Raw genomic sequence first — 20,368 nt, 5'->3', positions numbered from 1 at the left:
TAATGGTCAGCAGCCAACGAGCTCTATCCCGCAGAGTGGCAAAGCCTTCATATAAGTCCATACTTATCCGTACGTAACGGGCAATATATGCATTACCGTGTGCCAATTGGGGAGCAAGAATGAGACTGATCAGCCTCATGTGGGTAATGCTGGCAGGGATGAGTTTTAGCATCGGCGTATTAGGCATTTTTCTGCCCCTATTGCCGACCACCGTGTTTATGCTAATAGCTATTTACTGTGCCTCAAGGGGGTCTCCACGTTTTGAAGCCTGGATTCGCTCGCGCCACTATGTCGGGCCACTGCTGGTTACCTGGGAACAGGAACGCGCCATACCCAAGCGCGCTAAGATTTTTGCCGTTTGCACGATAGCGTTGAGTGCAATAATCACCGTTTGGTCACTCGGGCCTGGCTGGTTAAGCGGGGCAGTGGTGGCTCTACTGATGCTGATTGCACTTTGGCTGGCTACCCGGCCAGAGCCTTCTTCTCATAGTTAAATGTGACTGGATAGTTCATCGTTTAGTGAGGTGATGTCATCAACGCCTCGCCACTTCCAGCTGTAGGGCTGCTTGGGCACGATATGGGCTGGTATATCGTGCGCTTGCATCACAATACCGCCATGGCTTTCAACCCTACCTGTCTATAACATTCATAAAGCGAGCCGCCAGGAGTTTGCACTTCTTTAACACTAAGCTTCCAATAAGGACGGGCTCTATGCGCGATGAGGAAAAATACACAAATTCAGAGGAGCAACTGCTCTATCTTCAAAAACGGTTAGATGAGGAAGATACCGCCGCCCTAAGCGAGCTGTTTACTGAACTCGATATCTTATCGATTGCGCGCACGCTTGAGTCTTTCCCAACCAAAACTCGCGACCGATTGTGGGAGCACATTCCGGAAGCACTGCTCGGTGAAGTGCTCGCCGAAGTCGATGAAGATATTCGTGCCGACTATATTGAAGACCTTTCTGCCAGCGATGTAGAACAAATCGTTAAAGGCCTAGATGCTCAGGAAGTGGCTGAAGTTCTCGACGTCGCCGACGAAGAGATCAAAACGACTGTCTATGCCAGCTTAGATCAAGAGATCCGCGCCCAAGTTGAGAACCTTCATTCTTATGAAGATGACGTGGTCGGTCGTTACATGGACCCAGAGACGGTCAATGTAAAACAGGGCGTATCGCTGGAAGCCGTACAGCGCTATATCCGCATTCATCACCTGCTCGACGATGAGTCACAACAGATTATGATTACCGACAAGGATAAGCGCCTGTTAGGCACGCTGACGCTCATTGATCTAGTCAAACAACCACAGGAGAGCGTCGTTGATGAGTATATGGTTGCCCCCTTCACACTTAATGATCAGATGAAGGTAAGCGAGGCTGCCGCACTGCTCCGCTCTAAAGAGCTGCCTTTTGTCCCTGTTTGCGATAGCGACGGGTTGTTAGTAGGCCAGTTGAACGCTGCTGATGTATTAGAAATCACCCAAGATGATGCAGACATGACGTTAAAGCACATGTCGGGCGTCAGCGACGAAGAAGAAGTCTTCACCCCGATACTCCGCAGCGCAAAGAGCCGCGGCATTTGGTTGGGTATTAACCTGCTCACGGCCTTTTTAGCGGCCTTCGTAATTGGGCAGTTTGAAGAGGTACTGGACCAAATTGTAGCGCTAGCCATCCTGATGCCGGTGGTCGCGAGTATGGGCGGGATTGCGGGCAGCCAAACCCTCACGGTGGTGATACGCGGTTTAGCGCTCGGTCAGCTCGCCGGTAATAACAAACAGTGGCTCTATAACAAAGAGATGTGGGTGGGGATGAGTAACGGCCTGGTGTGGGCACTCGTCGTTGGTGGTATTTCCTATCTGTGGTTCGGCGATCCGCTGATTACGCTGGTGATTACGTTGGCCATCTTTGTGAATATGAGCCTTGCTAATTTATCAGGCGTGCTGATTCCCTTAGTGCTGAAAAGATTGCAAATAGATCCCGCATTATCAGGTGCCGTCATTTTAACCACCGTTACTGATGTGGTCGGCTTTATGACGTTCCTGGGGCTAGCCACGCTGATTATTTTGTGATCAGAAGGCACCCACTGACGCTGAACCTGCCGTTTCAGTGCCAGTGGGCCTGCTTTAATAGCTAATCACGTGAAAATAGCTCAATGATTTAGCTGTGTAACTTTATACAGCTACCCACATACCTTGTTTATCTGAGGACTCAATCGCATCTATCAAACGATTCACCCGCGCGGCTTCGCGGAAGTCAGGATAGAGGGGGCGGTGGTTGATGATGCCCTCCACTAGGTCGCGCACCTCGATAATTTTCTGATCGTTATAGCCCAGACCGTGCCCTGGTGCGGGGCTGAACGCGGCATAGTCGGGATGTTCCGGGCCTGCTAACAGCGTAGTGAACCCACGCCTGCCGTGGGCATCGCCGTGGCGATACAGCTGCAGCTCGCTCATGCGCTCTTGATCAAACACAATGGCACCTTTGGTGCCCGTTAGCGTGTAGGCCAAGCCCATTTTGCGACCAGCCGCCACCCGAGACGTTTCGATATTGCCGATTAACCCTTTATCAAACCGCAGCATGGCCTGGGCCTGATCGTCGTTTTCCACCGCAGCCATAGCACTCCCGTCGGCATTGGGCCGAGAGGGGATGACAGTCTGTAGCTGGCCGCAAACCTCGCTAATCCGCTGCCCGGTTAAAAATTCGGCCATATTGAGGATATGCGACCCCACATCACCTAACGCACCGGCCCCAGCGGTCGCCCGCTTGGTATGCCAGTCATGGGGCTTGTGCGGGTCGAGCAGGTAATCCTCATTGTGCCGCCCACGAAAGTGAATCAGCTCACCAATTTCACCGCTGGCAACAATCTGACGAGCCAACTGGGTGGCAGAATTGCGAATGTAGTTGAAGCCTACCAGGGTTTTGACGCCCGCCTTTTCAGCCGCGGCGACCATCTCGTCGGCGTCTGCCGTACTCAGCGCCAGCGGCTTTTCAGCGTAAACATGCTTGCCAGCGGCGATAGCGGCCAGCGCCATTTCTTTATGCAGGAAGTTAGGCGCGCAGATATCCACCACGTCCACGTCACTATCTTCTACCAAGGCGCGCCAGTCATCGGTGGCACGGGCAAATCCCCAAGCACTTGCTCGGATCTCCGCAGTGGCGAGGTCGACATCCGCCAGCAGTTCGCAAACGGGCTTAGCGGGCAGCTCAAAAACGCTGGATGCTGCATTAAAGGCAATGGCGTGGGCTTTGCCCATAAAACCGGTGCCGATTAGACCAATCTTGAGGGTTTTCATTGTGGTTATCCCTGTTCTAAAACAATAACGCCGGGCTGGGCCCGGCGTTGAATGATGTCGTGCCCCATAGACTGCTTACATGGTCGGCATGGTGAAGTGGTTGGTCTCTTCACGAATGCCGCTGGGCCAGCGCTGTGTGATGGTTTTCATGCGAGTGTAGAAACGCACGCCGTCGGGGCCGTGCATATGCAGCGGGCCAAACAGTGAACGTTTCCAACCGCCAAAGCTGTGGAACGCCATGGGTACCGGAATCGGTACGTTAACCCCCACCATACCGACCTGGATCTGCTCGCAGTATTGGCGCGCGGCATCGCCATCGCGGGTAAAGATTGCCGTGCCGTTGCCGTATTCATGAGCGTTGATCATGCTGACCGCTTCGTCGAAGCTGGCCACGCGAGCAATCGCCAGCACCGGGCCAAAGATCTCCTCGGAGTGAATACGCATTTTTGGCGTCACATGATCGAACAGAGTGCCGCCAATAAAGTAGCCATCGCCTGCGATATCAACCGTTGTCTGGCGACCGTCGACCACGAGCTCTGCGCCTTCATCCACACCAACCTGAATATAGCCCGCCACCTTGTCGCGATGCTCGCGGGTGATCAGCGGCCCCATATCGTTATCAGGGCCATCAACCAAGCCAGGCCCGACCGTCAATTTATCCAGTTCAGCCACCAGCTTTTCACGCAGGCGGTTAGCGGTTTCTTCGCCCACAGGCACGGCCACCGAAATCGCCATACAGCGCTCGCCTGCTGAGCCATAGGCCGCGCCCATCAGGGCACCCACGGCTTGATCGAGATCCGCATCGGGCATAATCACCATATGGTTTTTAGCCCCGCCCAGCGCCTGAACACGCTTGCCATGTGCTGATGCCGTGGCGTAGATGTACTCGGCGATGGGTGTGGAACCCACAAAACTTACCGCCTGAACACGCTCATCGGTGAGCCGCACATCTACCGCTTCTTTATCACCATTGATGACGTTAAAGACACCATCCGGCAGGCCCGCCTCTTTAAGTAGCTCAGCTAAGCGCAGCGGCGTAGAGGGATCTTTTTCCGAAGGTTTCATGACAAAGGTGTTGCCGCAGGCCAAGGCAATGGGGAACATCCACATGGGCACCATGGCGGGGAAGTTAAACGGCGAGATACCGGCGCACACGCCCAGCGGCTGCATCATCGAATAGCTATCAACGCCGGTGCCGACGTTCATAGAGTGCTCGCCTTTCTGCAGGTGGGGAATGCCGCAGGCAAACTCGACTACTTCCAGGCCGCGAGTCACTTCGCCTTTGGCGTCTGAAAACACCTTGCCGTGTTCGCTGGAGATGAGCCGCGCCAGCTCATCGGTGTGCTCTTCGACCAGCGCCTTGAATTTAAACAAGATGCGCGAGCGCTTTAGCGGCGAGACTTTTGACCAAACGGCAAAGGCTTCGTCGGCGATGCGCACTGCTTCACGAGTTTCATCGGCGGTGGCTAGCGCTACCAGGGCGCTTTGTTCGCCGGTGGCCGGATTATAAACCGGCGCAGTGCGCTGGCTCTGACCGGTGGAGAACTCACCATTAAGATAATGGGATAACGTCTTCATACAAGCTCCTGATTAAAAGGCGGCGACTGGCACTGTTTAGCTGGCAATGTCGAAACCTGCCTGCTCGGCAAGTTGGCGCAAGTTGCGATACCCCAGGCGAGCATAGGTCAACGGATGGGCGACTTCAGGGTCTTGCTCGGCTTCAACCACTAACCAACCCTGGTAGCCCTGTTCGCACAGGTGGGTTAAGGCGGGCAGAAAATCTACATTGCCATCCCCCGGCACCGTAAACAGGCCGTCTAACACACCGTTTAAAAAGCTTTTATCGCGGTTGCGCACTGCGTCCAGCACAGGGAAGCGCAGGTCTTTGCAGTGCACATGGTGAATGCGCTGGCTGTAGCGTTTGGCGATGGCGAGCGGATCGCCGCCTGCACCGCGCAGATGACCGAAATCAAGCAGTAGACCCACACCTTCGCCAGTGTTGTCCATTAAGCGCTCAACGTCGGCCTGGCTTTCGATTACTGTGCCCAGGTGGTGGTGATACACCATTTGAATGCCCTGGGATTTCAGGTAGTCACCCACCACCTCAAGGCCATGCAGCAGGCGCTGCCACTCTTGCTCGGAAAGGTGCGGACGCTGGGAGAGCGGACGCTCCTGATCGCCGTGTACACAGTGGGTAACTTCACATAGCACCATCACCTTAGCGCCGCACTGCTTGAGCAGGTTCATGTGATCCTGAATAGCGTCAATCTCTTCTTCAGGCGTGCGTTCCAACAGCTGCGCAGAGTACCAGCCCGACACAAGCGCCAAGTCGTGGGCGCTAAGCACCTGATTCAAGGCGTCGGGCGTGCGGGGAAACTTGTTACCTAATTCAAAACCACTAAAGCCTGCCTCGCGCCCCTCTTTCAAACAGGTTTCCAGCGGTGTTGCGCCACCCAGGCTGGGCAAATCATCATTAGTCCAGGTGAGCGGATTGATGCCTAAAGTAACCGTCGGCATAGCGTATTCCTTATCATTTTTGTCTGAGTATTTTTGGCGTTAGGGCGCTTTACCCTATCGCCGACTCTCTGATGTTCTGTATTTGATTAGCGGGCCTGGCGCTGCTTGGCTTCGCGGTAACCTTGATAGGCTTTATTGACGGCTTCACGCTCGGAAACCTCGGGCACGGCCACTTCCCACCAGGCACCGCCTTCTTGGGTGCTGGGCAGTGGGTCAGTATCCAGGGCAATCACATAGGTCGAGTTGGCGCTGCGAGCGCGCACCAACGCCTGCTCCAGCTCCGCAATGCCGCTCACTGACTCAGACTCACAGCCCAACGCTTTAGCGTGGGCGGCAAAATCGGTTTTCGGTGCACCAGCCTCGACGGTGCGGCAATCTTGCAGCAGGTTGTTGAACCCCGCGCCGCCAGTGGCGTGCTGCAAGCGGTTGATACAGCCATAACCGCGGTTATCCAACACCACCACAGTCAGCTTGTGGCCCAGCATCACCGAGGTCGCCAGCTCCGAGTTGTGCATCAGGTAGCTGCCATCACCGACCAGCACCACTACCTCGTTGTCAGGTTTAGCCATCTTGACGCCCAGCCCGCCGGCAATTTCATAGCCCATGCAGGAGAAACCGTACTCAACGTGGTAGCTGCCAGGGCCCGAACATTGCCAGAGTTTGTGCAGCTCGCCGGGCAAACCACCGGCAGCGCAGACCACGGTAGTATCGCTGCCAGCTTGGCGATTAACTGCACCGATCACCTGAGCATCGGTGGGCAGCGCTAGCCCTTGATCTGCGGTTACACGGCGCACTATTTCGGCCCATTCGCGTTTGCGAGTGCCGGTTTGTTCGCGCCATTCATCGCTACCGCGCCACTCGCCCAGCGCTGCGTCGAGTTGCCCCAGCCCGATCAAAGCATCGCAGCTAAGCGGTAACGCTTGATGCTTCAAGCTATCGAAACGGCCAACGTTAAGGGCGATAAGTGTTTTATCGCTGCTTTCAAACAGCGCCCGAGAGCCAGTGGTAAAGTCCTGCAAACGCGTGCCCACCGCCAGAATGACATCCGCCTGCTCCGCCAATTGGTTAGCAGCTGCACTACCGGTCACCCCAATGGCACCTACGGCACAGGTGTGGCTATCGGCCAGTGCGCCTTTTCCGGCCTGAGTTTCAGCCACCGGAATACCGCGTGTTTTGGCAAACTCGGCCAGGGCATCGCAGGCAGCGGCGTAATGCACGCCGCCACCGGCAATGATCAGCGGGCATTTAGCCTGCTGCAACGCGGTAATGGCTTGGCTTAGCTGGTATGCATCCGGTGGCGAGCGACGAATGCGATGCACGTTGGGGGCAAAAAAAGCCTCTGGGTAGTCATAGGCAAAGGTCTGTACATCCTGAGGCAGCGCCAGGGTTACAGGGCCGCAGTGTTCAGGATCCAGAAGCGTAGCCATCGCTTGTGGCAAGCTGGTCAGCAGTTGCTCTGGGCGATTAATCCGGTCGAAGTAGCGCGACACCGGGCGGAAACAGTCGTTGACGCTAATCGTAGGGTCACCGAAATGCTCCACTTGTTGGAGCACCGGATCCGGTTCGCGGGTGGCAAAGGTGTCCCCCGGCAGCAGCAGGATCGGCAAACGGTTGGCATGAGCGAGCGCCGCGGCGGTCACCATATTGGTCGCCCCCGGGCCGATGGAGCTGGTCGCGGCCATTAAGCGCTGGCGGCCATTGGCTTTGGCAAAGGCAATCGCCGCGTGGGCCATGGACTGTTCGTTATGGGCACGAAAGGTCGGCAATTCGTCTTGCACGTGGTAAAGCGCTTCGCCTAACCCCGCCACGTTGCCATGACCAAAAATCGCAAACACGCCTTCAAACAGCGCCACTTCTTGGCCATTTATCTCAATACGCTGAGCGGAGAGATACTTGACCAGCGCCTGGGCCATGGTGAGTCGAATGGTGCTCATCTTACGCCTCCTCCGTGTGGGCCAGCGTTTGCGGCTGCGCCTGCCTTAGTTGCCGCCACGCCTTTATCAGCTCGGCATAGTTTTGGGCGACTCGCGCTACCAAGCTAGCGTCGTCGATACGCCCGGCCAGCCAATCACGACTCGCACTAGCAAATAGCGTGCGGCCAACGGTGAAACCCTTACAGCAGGCATGATTGGCTGCTGCTTCAAAGCCGCGTTTCATGTCGTCCATAGGGGCGTCGAGCCCGAGCAGTACAACCCCGCGGCAGTATGCATCCTCGCGCTCAATCGTCTCGCCCACTGCCTGCCAGGCAACATCCGTCATTGAGGGTAGCTTCCACCAGTCTGGGCGAATGCCTAGGTTGTAGAGTCGCTGAAGGCTGCGCGGTAGCGTCGTGTTATCGCTTTGCATATCAGCGGGAGGGATTATCTCAATCAGCAACTCCAGCCCATAAGTACAGGCCGCCTGATAGAGCTGGCGCAGACGCTCCTCCTGCTCTAGGCGCAGTGAGAGTTCATCGTCAGGATGGTAGAACACCAAGCATTTAATGATCTGCTCTCTAGGCCAGTTTCGTAGGCAGGCACCTAAATCATCGCCATGCTGGAAACGCAGCGGGCGTGAGCCTGGCAGCTCTACCGGTCGACCAATCCACCAGCCTTTTCCACTGGCATGATTGAGTGCGTCCTGACCCAGCACGTCATCAACCAGGATAGCGGGAGTGGAGATGCCGCCCAGCTTGGCGCCCTCTTCAGCGGCGGTGACCAAGAGTTTTTTGAGTGCTGGCAACCGCACGCTGTCGGCATGCTCTTCGCGGGCCATATCGGTGAGCTGGCGACGGTGGTCAAATGCCAACCCCAACACTTCGGGCCACTGACTAGGCACCCGGGTAGTGACGCGGTGCAGATGATTAAGGCGTTGATCAATATCCGGACGGGGTACCTCACCCCGGCGCGCCAAGTAATCAAATAACTCGTCTTCGGTGGGCATGGCGGGGGCACAGCCGTGGCGGGAGACCACCAACGCGCCACAGGCATTGGCGTAACCGGCGCTGGTTTGCCAGGGTTCATTGCGCAGCCAGCCGCGTAGCAAGCCACTCATAAAGGCATCGCCAGCGCCCAGTACATTGAGCACCTCGACCTGAACGCCCTTGACCAGAATGCCGTCTTCAATGCGGTCAGGAATAGCGCCTTCAAACACGACACAGCCCATGGGCCCCAGCTTGCATACCAGAGTGGCTTCGCTAACCTCACGTACCGCGCGCAAAGCGGCTAAGGTGTCCGTGCTGCCACCGGCAATATGAAACTCCTCTTCGGTGCCCACAATCAGGTCAAAATCCGCCAGCCAGCGCTGCAGATCGGTGGTCACGGTTGCATCCGAAATAAAGCGGGTTTCACCATCACCAGGGTTAGTCAGCCCCCACAGCACTGGGCGGTAGTCGATATCCAGCACCCGCTTCACGCCATGATGGGCGGCGGCGTCCAGCGCTTTGCGGCACGCCCGGCGAGTGGTATCGGTAGAAAGATGGGTGCCGGTAATCGCCAGCGCCTTGGCCCGGGCGATAAATTCAGGGTCGATGGCGTCGGCGTCGATGGCCATATCGGCACAGTCGCGGCGGTAAAATAGCAGCGGGAAGCTTTCGCGATCTTTTAACGCCAGCAGTACCAAGCCGGTGTGGCGCTCGGGGTCGGTTTGTAGCGCGGAGGTATCCACCCCCACTCGTGCTAATTCCTCGCGAACAAAATTGCCCATTTGTTCATCGCCGACCCGCGAGAGCATGGCAGACTTCAATCCTAAACGAGCGGTGCCGTAAGCCATATTGCCCGAGCTGCCACCTAGGTACTTGGCAAAGCTCGCCACGTCTTCTAAACGGCTGCCAATCTGCTCGGCGTACAGGTCGACCGCCACACGTCCCAGGCAAATCAGGTCAAGCGGCCGGTGTTGACTATTGTTATTCAGCATAAATGTCTCCCCACGTCACAAATTCGTGGTATCGGGCAAAAGAGGGCACTGGGCATAAAAGCGTCTTGGGTGGCTATCGATGAGGCTTACCTAAAATGAGAAGGCGTCCCGAAACCGCTTGAGTGCTAGTTCGTCGTCGCCAGAGGCCCAACCTTCTAACCCCACCGTGCCGCGATAGCCTATGTCGTTCAGCGCTTGAGCAATGGCCGGGTAGTTAATCTCGCCAGTCCCCGGTTCGCAGCGCCCAGGCACATCGGCTACCTGCACTTCACCAATGTACGGCCCGCAGCGGCGAATCAATTCAATCAGATTACCTTCGCCAATTTGAGCGTGATAAACGTCCAACATAATGCGCAAGTTGGGCCGATCAACACTCTCCACCAGCGCTAGAACATCTTCCAAGCGAGCAAACGGTACGCCGGGGTGATCAACGTCGGTATTGAGGTTTTCAAGCACGAAGGTGACGTCACTCTTCTCGCCAAGATCTGCAAGCCGATTGAGCGTGTCGCGGGCTTTGAGCCACATAGCGCCCGTCATCTGCTGGCAAGGCTGAACGGGCAACCCATTACTATCTAGCCCGGTGCCATGCAGGTTAAGGCGCGGAATGCCAAGGCGCTTTGCTACCTCAACCGACTCAGCGGCGGTGCGTAGCATTTCATCTGCCCCGGTGGCATCTGCCAGGGTGCCGGTGACATAGCCGGTCATGGATGAAAACGTCGCCCCGCTATTGGCCAGTGCGTCAATGTCGTGCTTCGTCCAGTCCCAGATTTCGACTTGAAAATCCAGTTCAGAAATACGTTTAACACGCTCCAACACGGGCAAGTGGCGGAACACCATTTCAGCGCAGACGGCCAGCGTGAACGGCGATGATGGAGTAGGTTTATTCATCATGGCTCCCTAATAGCCGTTCGCCGTTCGCGGTGAAGAGAGTTCAGTGCTGCTTGCATCGGCAGGTTGAGTGTCTTGGTCGGCTAAGCTGGCCTTCTTGGCTTTATCTTCCCGCTGGAATTCCGCAAGCTCTGCATCCAGGCTTTCAAGCTCAGCGCCACCCGCCATCATGTTGAGCACTTCTTCGCGACTGACTTCTTCTTTGCGGAAGGAGCCCAAACTACCGCCGCGTGATAATAGGGTGAATGCATCCGCCACTGGGTAAGCATGGTGGACATTGTGGGTAATAAAGATAACCGCAAGGCCATCGGCGCGGGCTTTAGCGATGTAGCGCAGTACAACAGACGCCTGCTTGACCCCAAGCGCGGACGTGGGCTCATCCAGAATCAGCACTTTGGCACCAAAGTAGACGGCACGAGCAATCGCCACACACTGGCGCTCCCCACCGGAAAGCGTACCCACCGGCTGACTTGGATCGCGTACATCAATACCGATTTTGGACATTTCCTCTTTGGCAACCCGGTCGGCATATTTCCAATCAATTCGCTTTAAAGGCCCCCAGCCCACCGTCGGTTCGCGCCCCATAAAAAAGTTACGGGTAATCGACATCAACGGCACCATCGCCAGATCCTGGAAAACGGTCGCGATACCAGCGTCTAATGCATAAGCTGGGGACTTGAAACGAGCTGGTTTGCCATCCAAAAGCATTTCGCCGTGGGTGGGCTGGTGAACACCAGAAAGGGTTTTAATCAACGTTGACTTGCCAGCACCGTTATCCCCTAGCAGGCACATAACCTCACCGGAGTAGACCTGCATTGAGATATCACTTAAGGCGATAACGCTGCCGAAGTGTTTGCTGACACTGCGCATTTCAATCATTGGCGTACGTGTGGTCATGTTATTTGGCCTCCATCGCCTTTTTGCGCATGTAATTGTTGAATAGCACCGCCACCAGCAACATCACGCCGAGGAAAACCTGGAACCAGTCGGTGTTAACGCCGGTATAGAAGATGCCCATTTGCACCATGCCAAAGATCAGTGCACCCAGCGCTGCACCAATGGCAGACCCATAGCCACCGGTCAGCAAAGCACCGCCAATGACAACGGCAATGATGGCTTCCAGCTCTTTTAGTAGGCCGCGAATGGTGTCCGCCGAGCCGGTATCCATCACCTGTATGCAGGCAAAGATGGTGGCGGAGAAAGCCGTGAACATGAACAGTGAAATCTTAACGCGATGGACGGGAACGCCTGAGTTGCGCGCCGCATTGGCATCGCCACCGCTAGCGAAGATCCAGTTGCCGTAAGGCGTGCACAGCAGCACCCAAGTCGCTACAGCGGTTAAGCCCAGCCACCAGACAATCGAGACGGGAATACCGGTAACCGTGGGGTTGCCCGCAAAGTTGGTCGCCATCCAGCCATTTGCTGCCATCCAGCTAAATAGGCCCGTAGCGACTTCTCCAGAGAAAAGCGCCGCAAACCAATCTCCGGGGATATGATCCTGCACTCCTCCCACCTGAGTACGTCCCGTCAACAACCGACTGGTTCCGATAGCCAGGCCACGCAGAATGAACAGGAAGCCCAGGGTAACGATAAATGACGGCAAGCCTGTTTTATTGACCAGATTACCGTTAATCCAGCCCACCAGACCCGCACAGGCGAACGCCAATAAAATTGCGGCCCATAGCGGCCAGCCATACTCCACCGCAGGGATAGCAATCAGAATGCCGGCCAAGCCAATCATCGAGCCAATCGAAAGATCAAACTCTCCGCCGATCATCAGCAACGCAGCCGCCGTGGCGATAATGCCGAGCTGAGCGGCGACTTCAAGAAAATTAATAATACCCGCTGGGGTAAACATCCCGGTGCCGCTGGAAGCAGCGATAAAGAAGGCAAGCACCAACACGGCACCGGCCAACGCCCCCAACTCTGGGCGATTAAGCGCTTTCTTCCAGAAAGAGACTCTCTGGATACGTTCGTCTTGATCAGCCGCTGCTGGCGCAACCGATGGTTTCGTTTCAGTGGAATTCATAGCAATCGACTCCCAGGGCTCGACACCGCCGAGCCTTTTCCGATTAGGTAGTTATCAGCGGATGCCCTGACTACTCAGCTCAATGACCTGAGCCGCGTTTTCTTGAGTAACAAATCCAGGGCCGGTGGCAACATCCCCTGCGGGCAGCAGACCATTTTTGACGAACTGATCTAGGAACATGACAGGTAAGTAGCCCTGCATGTACTGCTGTTGGTCGATCGCGAAGTCCAGCTCACCCGCATCCAAGGCTTCCAAAATGCCGGGTGAAAGATCAAAAGTACCGAGGGTGAACATATCGGTTGCCCCCTGCTCACGCATGGCCCGAATCATCGGGTCAGCGGCCAATGCACCCAAGGTCAGCACACCACGCACATCACTGTTCTCGTTAAGGTAAGCGACAATGGCATTGCGAATATTGGTGGGGTCGTAAGTGGTCGCTAGCTGCTCAGCATTGCCATCGAAGCCATCGACAAAACCATCACAGCGCTGGTCAAGTCCTTGGTTGCCTTGTTCATGGTTAACGCAGACGCCTTTCTCGACGCCCATTTCCTGCATGCGCTCAGCAGCCTGCTTACCTGCCTCATACTCACTTTGCCCAATGTGCAGCCGGGCACCATAATCCCTTGCCACGTCACCACCGGAGTTAATGGTGATGACGGGTATGCCGTTATCGACAGCATTTTGGACAGCGCCACCCAGGGCATTTTCGTCGGTAAAAGAGAGGATTAAACCATCCGGACCAGATGCCACTGCTGCTTCTACAAGTTGCTGCATCTTGGCCATATCAAAGGTGGAGGGCGCGCGATACTCCAAGCTAGCCCCGACGGTTTCAGCAGCGGCTTCTGCGCCGTTTTTCACTACCGACCAGAAAGGGTCAGAGGGAACGCCATGGGTCACCATGACGAAACGGCTCTCTTCTTGTTCCGGTTCCTGTGCTTGGGCGACACCTGCAATTAATGCAGTGGTGGCGGCAGAGGCTAGAAGCCATTGAGATAGACGTGCCATAAACAATTCCTCATAACGTTATCGTTGTTGGTAGGGAAGTGGCATTAAATGCCTTGGCGTTATGAAATATAGATTCCAAACATCAGTTATTGCAAATTATTTATTCTATACTTTGGTATAAATGGAATATTTATTCCAATCAACTAGACTGCATAACAACGAGTCACTTTGCTCAGTACTGCATATCCACTAGTACATAAGCAAAAGGGTGCTAGATGGGCCAACGCGAAGGAATTTGTATGCCACAACCACCACAGAGCTATCGTGAGCTGGAAACGCTGATCACCGCCGAGTACGCCACACTGAGCAAACGCTTACAGCAAACCGCGCGCTTTATGCTTGATCACCCTCAGGAAGTTGCTTTAGCGACCGTGGCCAAAATTGCCGAACAGGCGGATGTCACGCCATCCACCTTAATTCGCTTGGCCAATAGCTTGGGCTTTAAGGGCTTTTCCGAAATGCAGCAGCTGTTTCGCAGCCGTCTGGTCGATGAGTTGCCTAACTACACCGAACGAATTCGTGCGGTACGCAGCGCCACCGGAGAAACACCCGATAGCACCCAACTATTATGGGAGTTCGCTGACGCCAACCGCGCCGTGCTTGAGCAGCTACCCAGCCGTATTGATCCAGAGAGCCTAGAGAAGGCGCTGGATATTTTTGAAAAGGCCCAGGCGATTCATGTGATGGGCGCACGGCGCAGCTTCATGGTCGCCAGCTACATGACCTATGCCCTAGCGCATGTGGATAAACCTGCGTTGCTGGTCAGTGGTTTGGGGGGGATGTACGGCGAGCAACTGCGCGCGATGAGCCAACACGACGCCCTACTGACCATCAGCTTCTCCCCCTATGCCGAAGAGAGCCAAAAAGCCTGCGAAGACGCCCATCAGCGCGGTCTACCCATTGTGGTGATTACCGATTCAAGCCTTAGCCCACTGGCGCGTTTCGCGGATGTTGCCTTCGTGGTTAACGAAGCAGAAGTAAAAAGCTTTCGCGGCTTGACTGCATCGCTCTGCTTAACCCAAGCCTTGGCAATTGCCCTGGGCGTGCGACAAGACAAATCCCGGGACAAAGCCCTGGAAAAAGCCTCAACTAAAAAACGTAAGACATAAACACCAAGCCAACAGCAACAACAAAATAGGAGTGCTTATGAAACTCGCGCTTATCGGCGCTGGACGCATCGGCAAGGTGCATGCCCAGGCCATTTATTCACACCCAAACGTTACGCTGGTTGCCGTGGCTGATTTTCATCAGCCTGCCGCAGAAGCCCTGGCCGAGCAGTACGCTAGCCGAGCGGCCTCTGTGGATGAAATCTTCGCAGATGATGAAATTGATGCCGTACTGATCGCCTCAAGCACGCCTACTCATGCGGAGTATCTGGAGCGTGCCGCCCGTGCAGGCAAGGCGGTTCTGTGCGAAAAACCTATCGCCCTGGATTTAGCGCGCACGCGCGATGCTCTGCAAGTACTCAGCGAACACCCAGTGACCTGCGCATTAGGCTTTAACCGCCGCCACGACCCACAGTTTGCTGCATTGAAAAAAGCAATTACCGAAGGGCGTATTGGCGCACTTGAAACGCTGACGATTATTAGCCGCGACCCCTCTCCCCCGCCTGCCGAGTATGTGGCTGAGTCCGGCGGTCTGTTCCGCGACATGATGATTCATGATCTTGATATGGCTCGCTGGTTGCTTGATGAGCCTATTGAAAGTGTCTTTGCCGTCGGTAGTAGCATCATTGACCCAGCGATTGGTGAGGCAGGTGATGTGGATACCGCCATGGTCACCCTTACGACCGCCAGTGGAAAGCTGTGCCAAATCAGCAACTCACGGCGCGCCTGCTACGGCTACGATCAGCGTATCGAAGCCTTTGGCAGCCAAGGCATGCTGCAGGCCCAGAACGAGAGCGACACCCGACTGCGTTTTACGGGTGAAGCCGGCCAAGTGGAAGACAAACCCAAGTGGTTCTTCCTGGAGCGCTACGCCCAAGCCTACCAACTTGAAATTGGCGACTTTGTTGCCGCCTGGCAAGAGAAGCGTGCGCCACTCGCCGGTGCCCAAGATGGCCTAGAGGCGTTGCGCTTAGCCGATGCAGCGGAGCTTTCATTGCGTGAAGGTCGCAAAATCCTGCTCGACGCCTCGGTCTAAACAGACGCAGACGGGTCTGTGTAGACCTTTCATATCGACAACGGCTAGCTGCCAACCGAGCAGCTAGCCATCAGAAGGAGCGATATATGGCTTCACTACTGGTACGCCCCACCGCCCCAGATGCCCAAGGCACCGTGATTGACGTTACCCCTGAATCGGCTGGCTGGACGCACGTTGGCTTTCGGGTGCATAAACTCGCCAAGGGCCAGCGCCTGGAGGCCAGCAGCGATGACCAGGAAGTCTGCCTGGTGCTGCTCACCGGGCGGGCCACAGTGACCTGCGGCGAGCACCGCTTTGAAGACATCGGCAAGCGCATGGATATCTTTGAGCAGATCCCTCCCTACGCGGTTTATCTGCCTGACCATGTTAGCTACGCGGTGGAAGCGACCACGGACTTAGAGCTTGCGGTGTGCGCTGCCCCTGGGCATGGCAATCACGCCCCAAGACTGATTGCTCCCGACAACATCAAGCAAAGCACCCGTGGCCAGGGCACTAATACCCGCCATGTTCACGATATTCTACCGGAGACCGAGCCCGCCGATAGCCTACTGGTGGTTGAAGTATTCACACCCGCGGGTAACTGGTCGAGCTACCCGCCACATAAACACGATGTGGATAACTTACCCCACGAATCATACCTGGAAGAGACCTACTACCACCGCATTAATCCTGAACAAGGGTTCGCCTTTCAGCGCGTTTACACCGATGACCGCAGCCTTGACGAAACCATGGCGGTAGAGAACGGTTGCTGCGTGTTGGTACCCAAGGGCTACCATCCTGTGGGCGCTTCCCATGGCTACTCGCTCTACTATTTAAATGTCATGGCGGGGCCCAAGCGGGCGTGGAAATTTCACAACGACCCCGACCATGAGTGGTTAATGAAAGCCTAACGGGCGGCACAATTTGCCTGCTAACATTTATCCAATGCTATGCTGTATAGCCCCGCTAATGCGGGGCTTTTCGCGTTAGGCTTTTCAACGACTGGTTGCCAAGGACTTGCCATGCTTCCCGATTACTCCACCATCGCTTGGGTGTTGATTGTATTTTCTGTTTACCTGACTGGCGTTTCAAAAGGTGGTTTCGCGGGCGGTTTCGGCACGCTCTCGGTGCCACTCATGGCACTGGCGATTAGCCCTACCCAAGCAGCAGGCTTGTTACTACCCCTCTTGCTAGTCATGGATGTATTTGCGCTAAAAGCATGGTGGGGCAAGCAGGCAAACGCCGAGGTATGGCGGTTTTTGCCGGGGTTAGTCATTGGCGTGGTAGTTGGCACACTGCTGTTTGGAAGTTTAAGTGATGAAGGCGTGCGATTGGTGCTGGGCGTAATCTCCGTTGTGTTTGCGGTGTATATGTTGCTGAAGCCTGTCGCGAAGAAGCCGATTTCCACCCGCTGGGCGCTGCCTGCCGCCAGCGTTTGTGGGTTTACCAGCTTTATTGCCCATGCAGGCGCACCTCCGCTGAACATTTATTTGATGCCACGCAAACTCTCTAAAGAGACCTTTATAGCCACCTGCACGGTCATTTATGCGGTGGTGAATGTCATCAAGCTCGGCCCGTATATGTGGCTTGGCGAAGTCAACGTAACAAGCGCCTGGGCGTCGCTACTGTTGGTGCCGGTAGCCTGGATCGGCGTGCGCAACGGGCTGTGGCTGCAAAGCCGCGTCAACGAAGCGCTATTTTACCGTCTAGTGATCCTGGCCATGTTCCTGGTGGGAATCAACCTGGTCTGGCAAGCGGTCGGCTAGCGCGTGCTTACAGTGCCACCAGCAGAAGCCCACTCAACATGATCAATGTACCAGCGGCTTTTGCCATCGATGCAGGCTCTTTTAGCCACAGCACGCCCATTAATATCCCCACCGGAATGGAGAGCTGGCGCAGCGCCACGACGTAACTCACTTCGTCGGTTAGTGCCAGGGCCATGAGTACCAGGCCATAAGTGCAGGTCATCATCAGCCCTGTGACGACCAGCATCACTAGGCCTTGCTGGCGGATGGCGGGCAACCGGCGACGTTCCGTGGGTAGCAGCATCAGCAGCGGAATCGCCCAGGTTAAGGTCATCACTGCTTGTAACGCCATAAACACCGCGCCGGCGGTCAAGCTGCTATGACCGGCTAGCTGCATCAACACCAATGCCTGTTTATCTATCAGCGAATAGCCAACCGTGCCTGCGGCTGCCAACAGTGCAAACCCCATGGCTGGTGTTAAGTAGGTCGATAGCCTACGCGCCTCTGGATGGCTTAGCGGCAGGCACAGCGCCCCCGCCACCACCAAGGCCATGCCAATGCCATCCGCCACATCCAGCGCGCGGTTGCCGAGCAGCGCAATGGACACGAGCGGCACAAGCACCACCGGCAGCGCCCGAGCGATGGGATAGAGAACGCTAACTTCCCCACGCGCATAGGCCCAGGCTAAGCCACCCATATAGAGCATTTGGCACAGCCCTGAAAGCGCTAGCCATCCCCAAAATGCGTTGGGTAGCGCCGCCAACGATGGCCCAAGCCACACTAGCGGCAGCAACAATGCACCGCCTGCCCCGTAAGCCAAGGCAAAAAAAGCCAGCGATGGTGCATTGCGCTTACCCAACACGTTCCACCCAGCATGCATACACACCGAAAACAGCACTAACGCCAGTGCGGCTGGACTCAAGGCCGCTCTCCTCGCTGTAAACGGGCATTAATGGCATCTACAACGCTTGGCAGCTCGGCGATAGTGGCAATGCTGTAGTGCGGTTTTGATGGAGCAAATTGAGCGGCCACGCGCTCATGGGCTGCACGGCGTTCGCTATCGCTTAGCGCTTGATACTGGCCATAACTCAGCCCCAAGGCGTTGCCTGAACAAGTGAGTGCGACCGTCCACATTCCTGCATGGCGCCCTTCAAGGATGCCGGGGGCGGTATCGTCCACCTTGATACAGGCAGCAACATCACTGATGCCTAACGCAATGACATTGGCCAGCGCCTGGGCGGGGTGTGGGCGACCGTTGGGCACCTCATCGGTGGCCACCACATGATCCACCTTCAGGCCATTATCGGCGGCTAGCGCCACCACCTTTTCCATCACCACGGCCGGATAGCCAGAGCACGAACCTATTTTCAGCCCCTGCCCTCGCAACCAAGTTAGCGTATCAAGCGCCCCAGGAATCACCGCCGAGTGATCGGCAATTTTGGCGATCTGCAGCGGCATAAAGCGTTCATAAAGCGCCGTCACATCGGTATCAGTCGGCAGGTGGCCGACTGCCTGGAGAAAGCGCTCGGCTATCTCAGGCTGATTGCACAGCGTGTGGATATGATCCCATTTGCCCATGCCCATCGGGCCGCGTGCTTCTTCTAGGCTGATCGCCACACCCAGTTCGGCAAAGGCTTCGACAAATATCTGGGTCGGGGCGAAGGAGCCAAAATCGACCAGCGTACCCGCCCAGTCACAAATCACCGCCTGCAGACATTGAGGAGATTGATAGTGCATCAGGCACTCCTTGATTCAGTGAAGAGAGAAACACCCATATTCGTTAGGGCGTCTTGAATAACGCTGAGTAACTGTTCAATCACCGCCGCATCCAATTGGCCAATGCAGCCGATGCGAAAACTTTCGACGTCAGTTAACTTGCCCGGGTAGATCAAAAAGCCACGCGCCTTCAACGCTGCATAGAACGTCTTAAATTCAAACGCAGGGTCGGTAGGGCTCAAAAAAGTGGTGATAATCGGCGATAGCCACTCATCTTCTAAAAGCGTGCTGAAGCCTAACGCTCGCATGCCTTTTACCAGCACATTACGGTTATGGGTATAACGTGTGCAGCGCCCCATCACGCCGCCCTCTTCCCGGTGCTGGGCAAGCGCCGCTTGAAAGGCCACCACCGTATGCGTGGGCGGAGTAAAGCGCCACTGGCCAGTGCGTTCCATGTAATCCCACTGGGCGTGTAAATCCAGACTCAGCGAGTGGGCTCGCCCCTGACCAGCAGCAAGTAGCGTCTGGCGAATGATCACAAAACCAAAGCCCGGCACGCCTTCGATGCACTTATTGGCTGATGAAATCAGCACATCAATAGGCGTTGTTGTCAGACTGATCGGTACGCCTCCAAACGAGCTCATGGCGTCAACGATCAGCGTTTTCCCGTGAGCGCGCACCACCTCAGCGATGGCTTCCAGCGGGTTCAAAATGCCGGAGCTGGTTTCGCAGTGAACTAGAAATACAGCGCTAATGTCAGCATCTTGCTGTAGCAGTGCCGCCACTTCTTCGGGTTGCGGCGGTAGGTAGTCACCTTTGTCCAGCGTCACATAACGGCGGCCCATCATATCGAGCAGTTGAGCAGCCCGCTTGCCGTAAGCGCCGTTCATTAACACCAACACCTTGCCGTTGGGGTCGGTTGCGCAGGCCAGCGCACTTTCAACGGCGAAAGTGCCGCTGCCTTGCATCGGCACGCAGGCATAGGCGTCGCTTGTCGCCTCGGCCATGGCAAGCAGTTGCGCACGCACATCAGCAGTCACACGGTTAAAGTCATCATCCCAGGAGCCCCAGTCACGCAACATGGCTGCTTTGGTCGCCTGGGAGGTGGTTAGTGGCCCTGGGGTTAAGAGGTAAGGCGCTTGTGAATGACTCATCATTTTGG

Annotated in this window: 18 protein-coding genes; 6 read left to right on the top strand and 12 right to left on the bottom strand. The window is 55.9% G+C overall.

What is annotated here, in order from left to right; genetic code table 11:
• The first annotated feature begins 119 nt into the window (after positions 1-119).
• Positions 120-494, top strand: a complete 375-nt coding sequence (locus tag JFC11_RS09310; RefSeq protein ID WP_232471422.1) for a YbaN family protein — start codon at positions 120-122, stop codon at positions 492-494.
• 217 nt (positions 495-711) lie between these two features.
• Entirely contained in the window at positions 712-2,067 is a 1,356-nt protein-coding gene (gene mgtE, locus JFC11_RS09305) for a magnesium transporter (RefSeq protein WP_120386241.1), read from the top strand.
• Between the two features lie 102 nt (positions 2,068-2,169).
• On the opposite strand, the gene JFC11_RS09300 is transcribed toward mgtE, so the two are convergent.
• From JFC11_RS09300 to JFC11_RS09260, 9 genes are all read right to left on the bottom strand, one after another.
• Complete coding sequence (locus tag JFC11_RS09300; RefSeq protein WP_038478774.1) at positions 2,170-3,291, bottom strand: Gfo/Idh/MocA family protein; 1,122 nt, start codon at positions 3,289-3,291, stop codon at positions 2,170-2,172.
• A 75-nt stretch (positions 3,292-3,366) separates the two neighbouring features.
• Entirely contained in the window at positions 3,367-4,869 is a 1,503-nt protein-coding gene (locus tag JFC11_RS09295) for a CoA-acylating methylmalonate-semialdehyde dehydrogenase (RefSeq protein WP_198349376.1), read from the bottom strand.
• 36 nt (positions 4,870-4,905) lie between these two features.
• On the bottom strand, positions 4,906-5,808 hold the full coding sequence (iolE, locus tag JFC11_RS09290) for a myo-inosose-2 dehydratase (RefSeq protein ID WP_198349374.1): 903 nt from the start codon (positions 5,806-5,808) through the stop codon (positions 4,906-4,908).
• 86 nt (positions 5,809-5,894) lie between these two features.
• Entirely contained in the window at positions 5,895-7,742 is a 1,848-nt protein-coding gene (gene iolD, locus JFC11_RS09285; protein WP_198349372.1) for a 3D-(3,5/4)-trihydroxycyclohexane-1,2-dione acylhydrolase (decyclizing), read from the bottom strand.
• A gap of 1 nt (position 7,743) precedes the next feature.
• Entirely contained in the window at positions 7,744-9,702 is a 1,959-nt protein-coding gene (locus JFC11_RS09280; protein WP_038478787.1) for a bifunctional 5-dehydro-2-deoxygluconokinase/5-dehydro-2-deoxyphosphogluconate aldolase, read from the bottom strand.
• A gap of 90 nt (positions 9,703-9,792) precedes the next feature.
• Entirely contained in the window at positions 9,793-10,590 is a 798-nt protein-coding gene (locus JFC11_RS09275; RefSeq protein ID WP_038478790.1) for a TIM barrel protein, read from the bottom strand.
• Positions 10,591-10,599: 9 nt separating this feature from the next.
• Positions 10,600-11,487: an ATP-binding cassette domain-containing protein gene (locus JFC11_RS09270; RefSeq protein ID WP_038478793.1), complete on the bottom strand. Its 888-nt coding sequence runs from the start codon at positions 11,485-11,487 to the stop codon at positions 10,600-10,602.
• A 1-nt stretch (position 11,488) separates the two neighbouring features.
• The gene (locus JFC11_RS09265; RefSeq protein ID WP_038478796.1) at positions 11,489-12,619 is read right to left on the bottom strand and encodes an ABC transporter permease; all 1,131 of its coding nucleotides are present in this window, start codon (positions 12,617-12,619) and stop codon (positions 11,489-11,491) included.
• A gap of 54 nt (positions 12,620-12,673) precedes the next feature.
• Positions 12,674-13,624, bottom strand: coding sequence for a sugar ABC transporter substrate-binding protein (locus JFC11_RS09260; protein ID WP_038478799.1), 951 nt, complete (start codon positions 13,622-13,624; stop codon positions 12,674-12,676).
• Between the two features lie 239 nt (positions 13,625-13,863).
• On the opposite strand from JFC11_RS09260, the gene JFC11_RS09255 reads away from it, so the two are divergent.
• The 4 genes from JFC11_RS09255 to JFC11_RS09240 all read left to right on the top strand — a co-directional run bounded on the left by JFC11_RS09255 (position 13,864) and on the right by JFC11_RS09240 (position 17,511).
• Positions 13,864-14,733, top strand: coding sequence for a MurR/RpiR family transcriptional regulator (locus tag JFC11_RS09255; protein ID WP_038478801.1), 870 nt, complete (start codon positions 13,864-13,866; stop codon positions 14,731-14,733).
• 37 nt (positions 14,734-14,770) lie between these two features.
• Positions 14,771-15,766 carry an inositol 2-dehydrogenase gene (gene iolG / locus JFC11_RS09250; protein WP_038478804.1) on the top strand — a complete coding sequence of 332 codons (996 nt, stop codon included), beginning with the start codon at positions 14,771-14,773 and terminating at the stop codon, positions 15,764-15,766.
• Between the two features lie 86 nt (positions 15,767-15,852).
• A complete protein-coding gene (gene iolB / locus JFC11_RS09245; RefSeq protein ID WP_038478807.1) occupies positions 15,853-16,656 on the top strand; it encodes a 5-deoxy-glucuronate isomerase in 804 nt (267 codons plus the stop codon).
• A gap of 111 nt (positions 16,657-16,767) precedes the next feature.
• Positions 16,768-17,511 (top strand): sulfite exporter TauE/SafE family protein, encoded by a 744-nt coding sequence (locus tag JFC11_RS09240; protein WP_120386236.1) that lies wholly within the window; start codon positions 16,768-16,770, stop codon positions 17,509-17,511.
• A gap of 7 nt (positions 17,512-17,518) precedes the next feature.
• Here JFC11_RS09240 and JFC11_RS09235 read toward each other — a convergent pair whose 3' ends face one another.
• The 3 genes from JFC11_RS09235 to JFC11_RS09225 are packed head-to-tail and all read right to left on the bottom strand — an operon-like array spanning position 17,519 to position 20,363.
• A complete protein-coding gene (locus JFC11_RS09235) occupies positions 17,519-18,412 on the bottom strand; it encodes an EamA family transporter (RefSeq protein ID WP_198349368.1) in 894 nt (297 codons plus the stop codon).
• On the bottom strand, positions 18,409-19,227 hold the full coding sequence (gene phnX / locus JFC11_RS09230) for a phosphonoacetaldehyde hydrolase (RefSeq protein WP_038478816.1): 819 nt from the start codon (positions 19,225-19,227) through the stop codon (positions 18,409-18,411). The genes JFC11_RS09235 and phnX overlap by 4 nt, the downstream gene beginning before the upstream one ends.
• On the bottom strand, positions 19,227-20,363 hold the full coding sequence (locus JFC11_RS09225) for a 2-aminoethylphosphonate--pyruvate transaminase (protein ID WP_038478820.1): 1,137 nt from the start codon (positions 20,361-20,363) through the stop codon (positions 19,227-19,229). Before JFC11_RS09225 ends, phnX begins: the two co-directional genes overlap by 1 nt.
• Positions 20,364-20,368 lie beyond the last annotated feature (5 nt).

Source organism: Vreelandella alkaliphila (genome assembly GCF_016107625.1).
GTDB classification, from domain to species: Bacteria; Pseudomonadota; Gammaproteobacteria; order Pseudomonadales; family Halomonadaceae; genus Vreelandella; species Vreelandella alkaliphila.
Note: the sequence above shows the minus strand (reverse complement) of the source record. Positions and strands in the feature narration are given on the sequence as shown.

Bases quoted from the DNA above. Each gene is read 5' to 3' on its own strand.
- JFC11_RS09310 (WP_232471422.1), top strand. From the start codon at position 120: ATGAGACTGATCAGCCTCATGTGGGTAATGCTGGCAGGGATGAGTTTT.
- mgtE (WP_120386241.1), top strand. From the start codon at position 712: ATGCGCGATGAGGAAAAATACACAAATTCAGAGGAGCAACTGCTCTAT.
- JFC11_RS09300 (WP_038478774.1), bottom strand. From the start codon at position 3,291: ATGAAAACCCTCAAGATTGGTCTAATCGGCACCGGTTTTATGGGCAAA.
- JFC11_RS09295 (WP_198349376.1), bottom strand. From the start codon at position 4,869: ATGAAGACGTTATCCCATTATCTTAATGGTGAGTTCTCCACCGGTCAG.
- iolE (WP_198349374.1), bottom strand. From the start codon at position 5,808: ATGCCGACGGTTACTTTAGGCATCAATCCGCTCACCTGGACTAATGAT.
- iolD (WP_198349372.1), bottom strand. From the start codon at position 7,742: ATGAGCACCATTCGACTCACCATGGCCCAGGCGCTGGTCAAGTATCTC.
- JFC11_RS09280 (WP_038478787.1), bottom strand. From the start codon at position 9,702: ATGCTGAATAACAATAGTCAACACCGGCCGCTTGACCTGATTTGCCTG.
- JFC11_RS09275 (WP_038478790.1), bottom strand. From the start codon at position 10,590: ATGAATAAACCTACTCCATCATCGCCGTTCACGCTGGCCGTCTGCGCT.
- JFC11_RS09270 (WP_038478793.1), bottom strand. From the start codon at position 11,487: ATGACCACACGTACGCCAATGATTGAAATGCGCAGTGTCAGCAAACAC.
- JFC11_RS09265 (WP_038478796.1), bottom strand. From the start codon at position 12,619: ATGAATTCCACTGAAACGAAACCATCGGTTGCGCCAGCAGCGGCTGAT.
- JFC11_RS09260 (WP_038478799.1), bottom strand. From the start codon at position 13,624: ATGGCACGTCTATCTCAATGGCTTCTAGCCTCTGCCGCCACCACTGCA.
- JFC11_RS09255 (WP_038478801.1), top strand. From the start codon at position 13,864: ATGCCACAACCACCACAGAGCTATCGTGAGCTGGAAACGCTGATCACC.
- iolG (WP_038478804.1), top strand. From the start codon at position 14,771: ATGAAACTCGCGCTTATCGGCGCTGGACGCATCGGCAAGGTGCATGCC.
- iolB (WP_038478807.1), top strand. From the start codon at position 15,853: ATGGCTTCACTACTGGTACGCCCCACCGCCCCAGATGCCCAAGGCACC.
- JFC11_RS09240 (WP_120386236.1), top strand. From the start codon at position 16,768: ATGCTTCCCGATTACTCCACCATCGCTTGGGTGTTGATTGTATTTTCT.
- phnX (WP_038478816.1), bottom strand. From the start codon at position 19,227: ATGCACTATCAATCTCCTCAATGTCTGCAGGCGGTGATTTGTGACTGG.
- JFC11_RS09225 (WP_038478820.1), bottom strand. From the start codon at position 20,363: ATGATGAGTCATTCACAAGCGCCTTACCTCTTAACCCCAGGGCCACTA.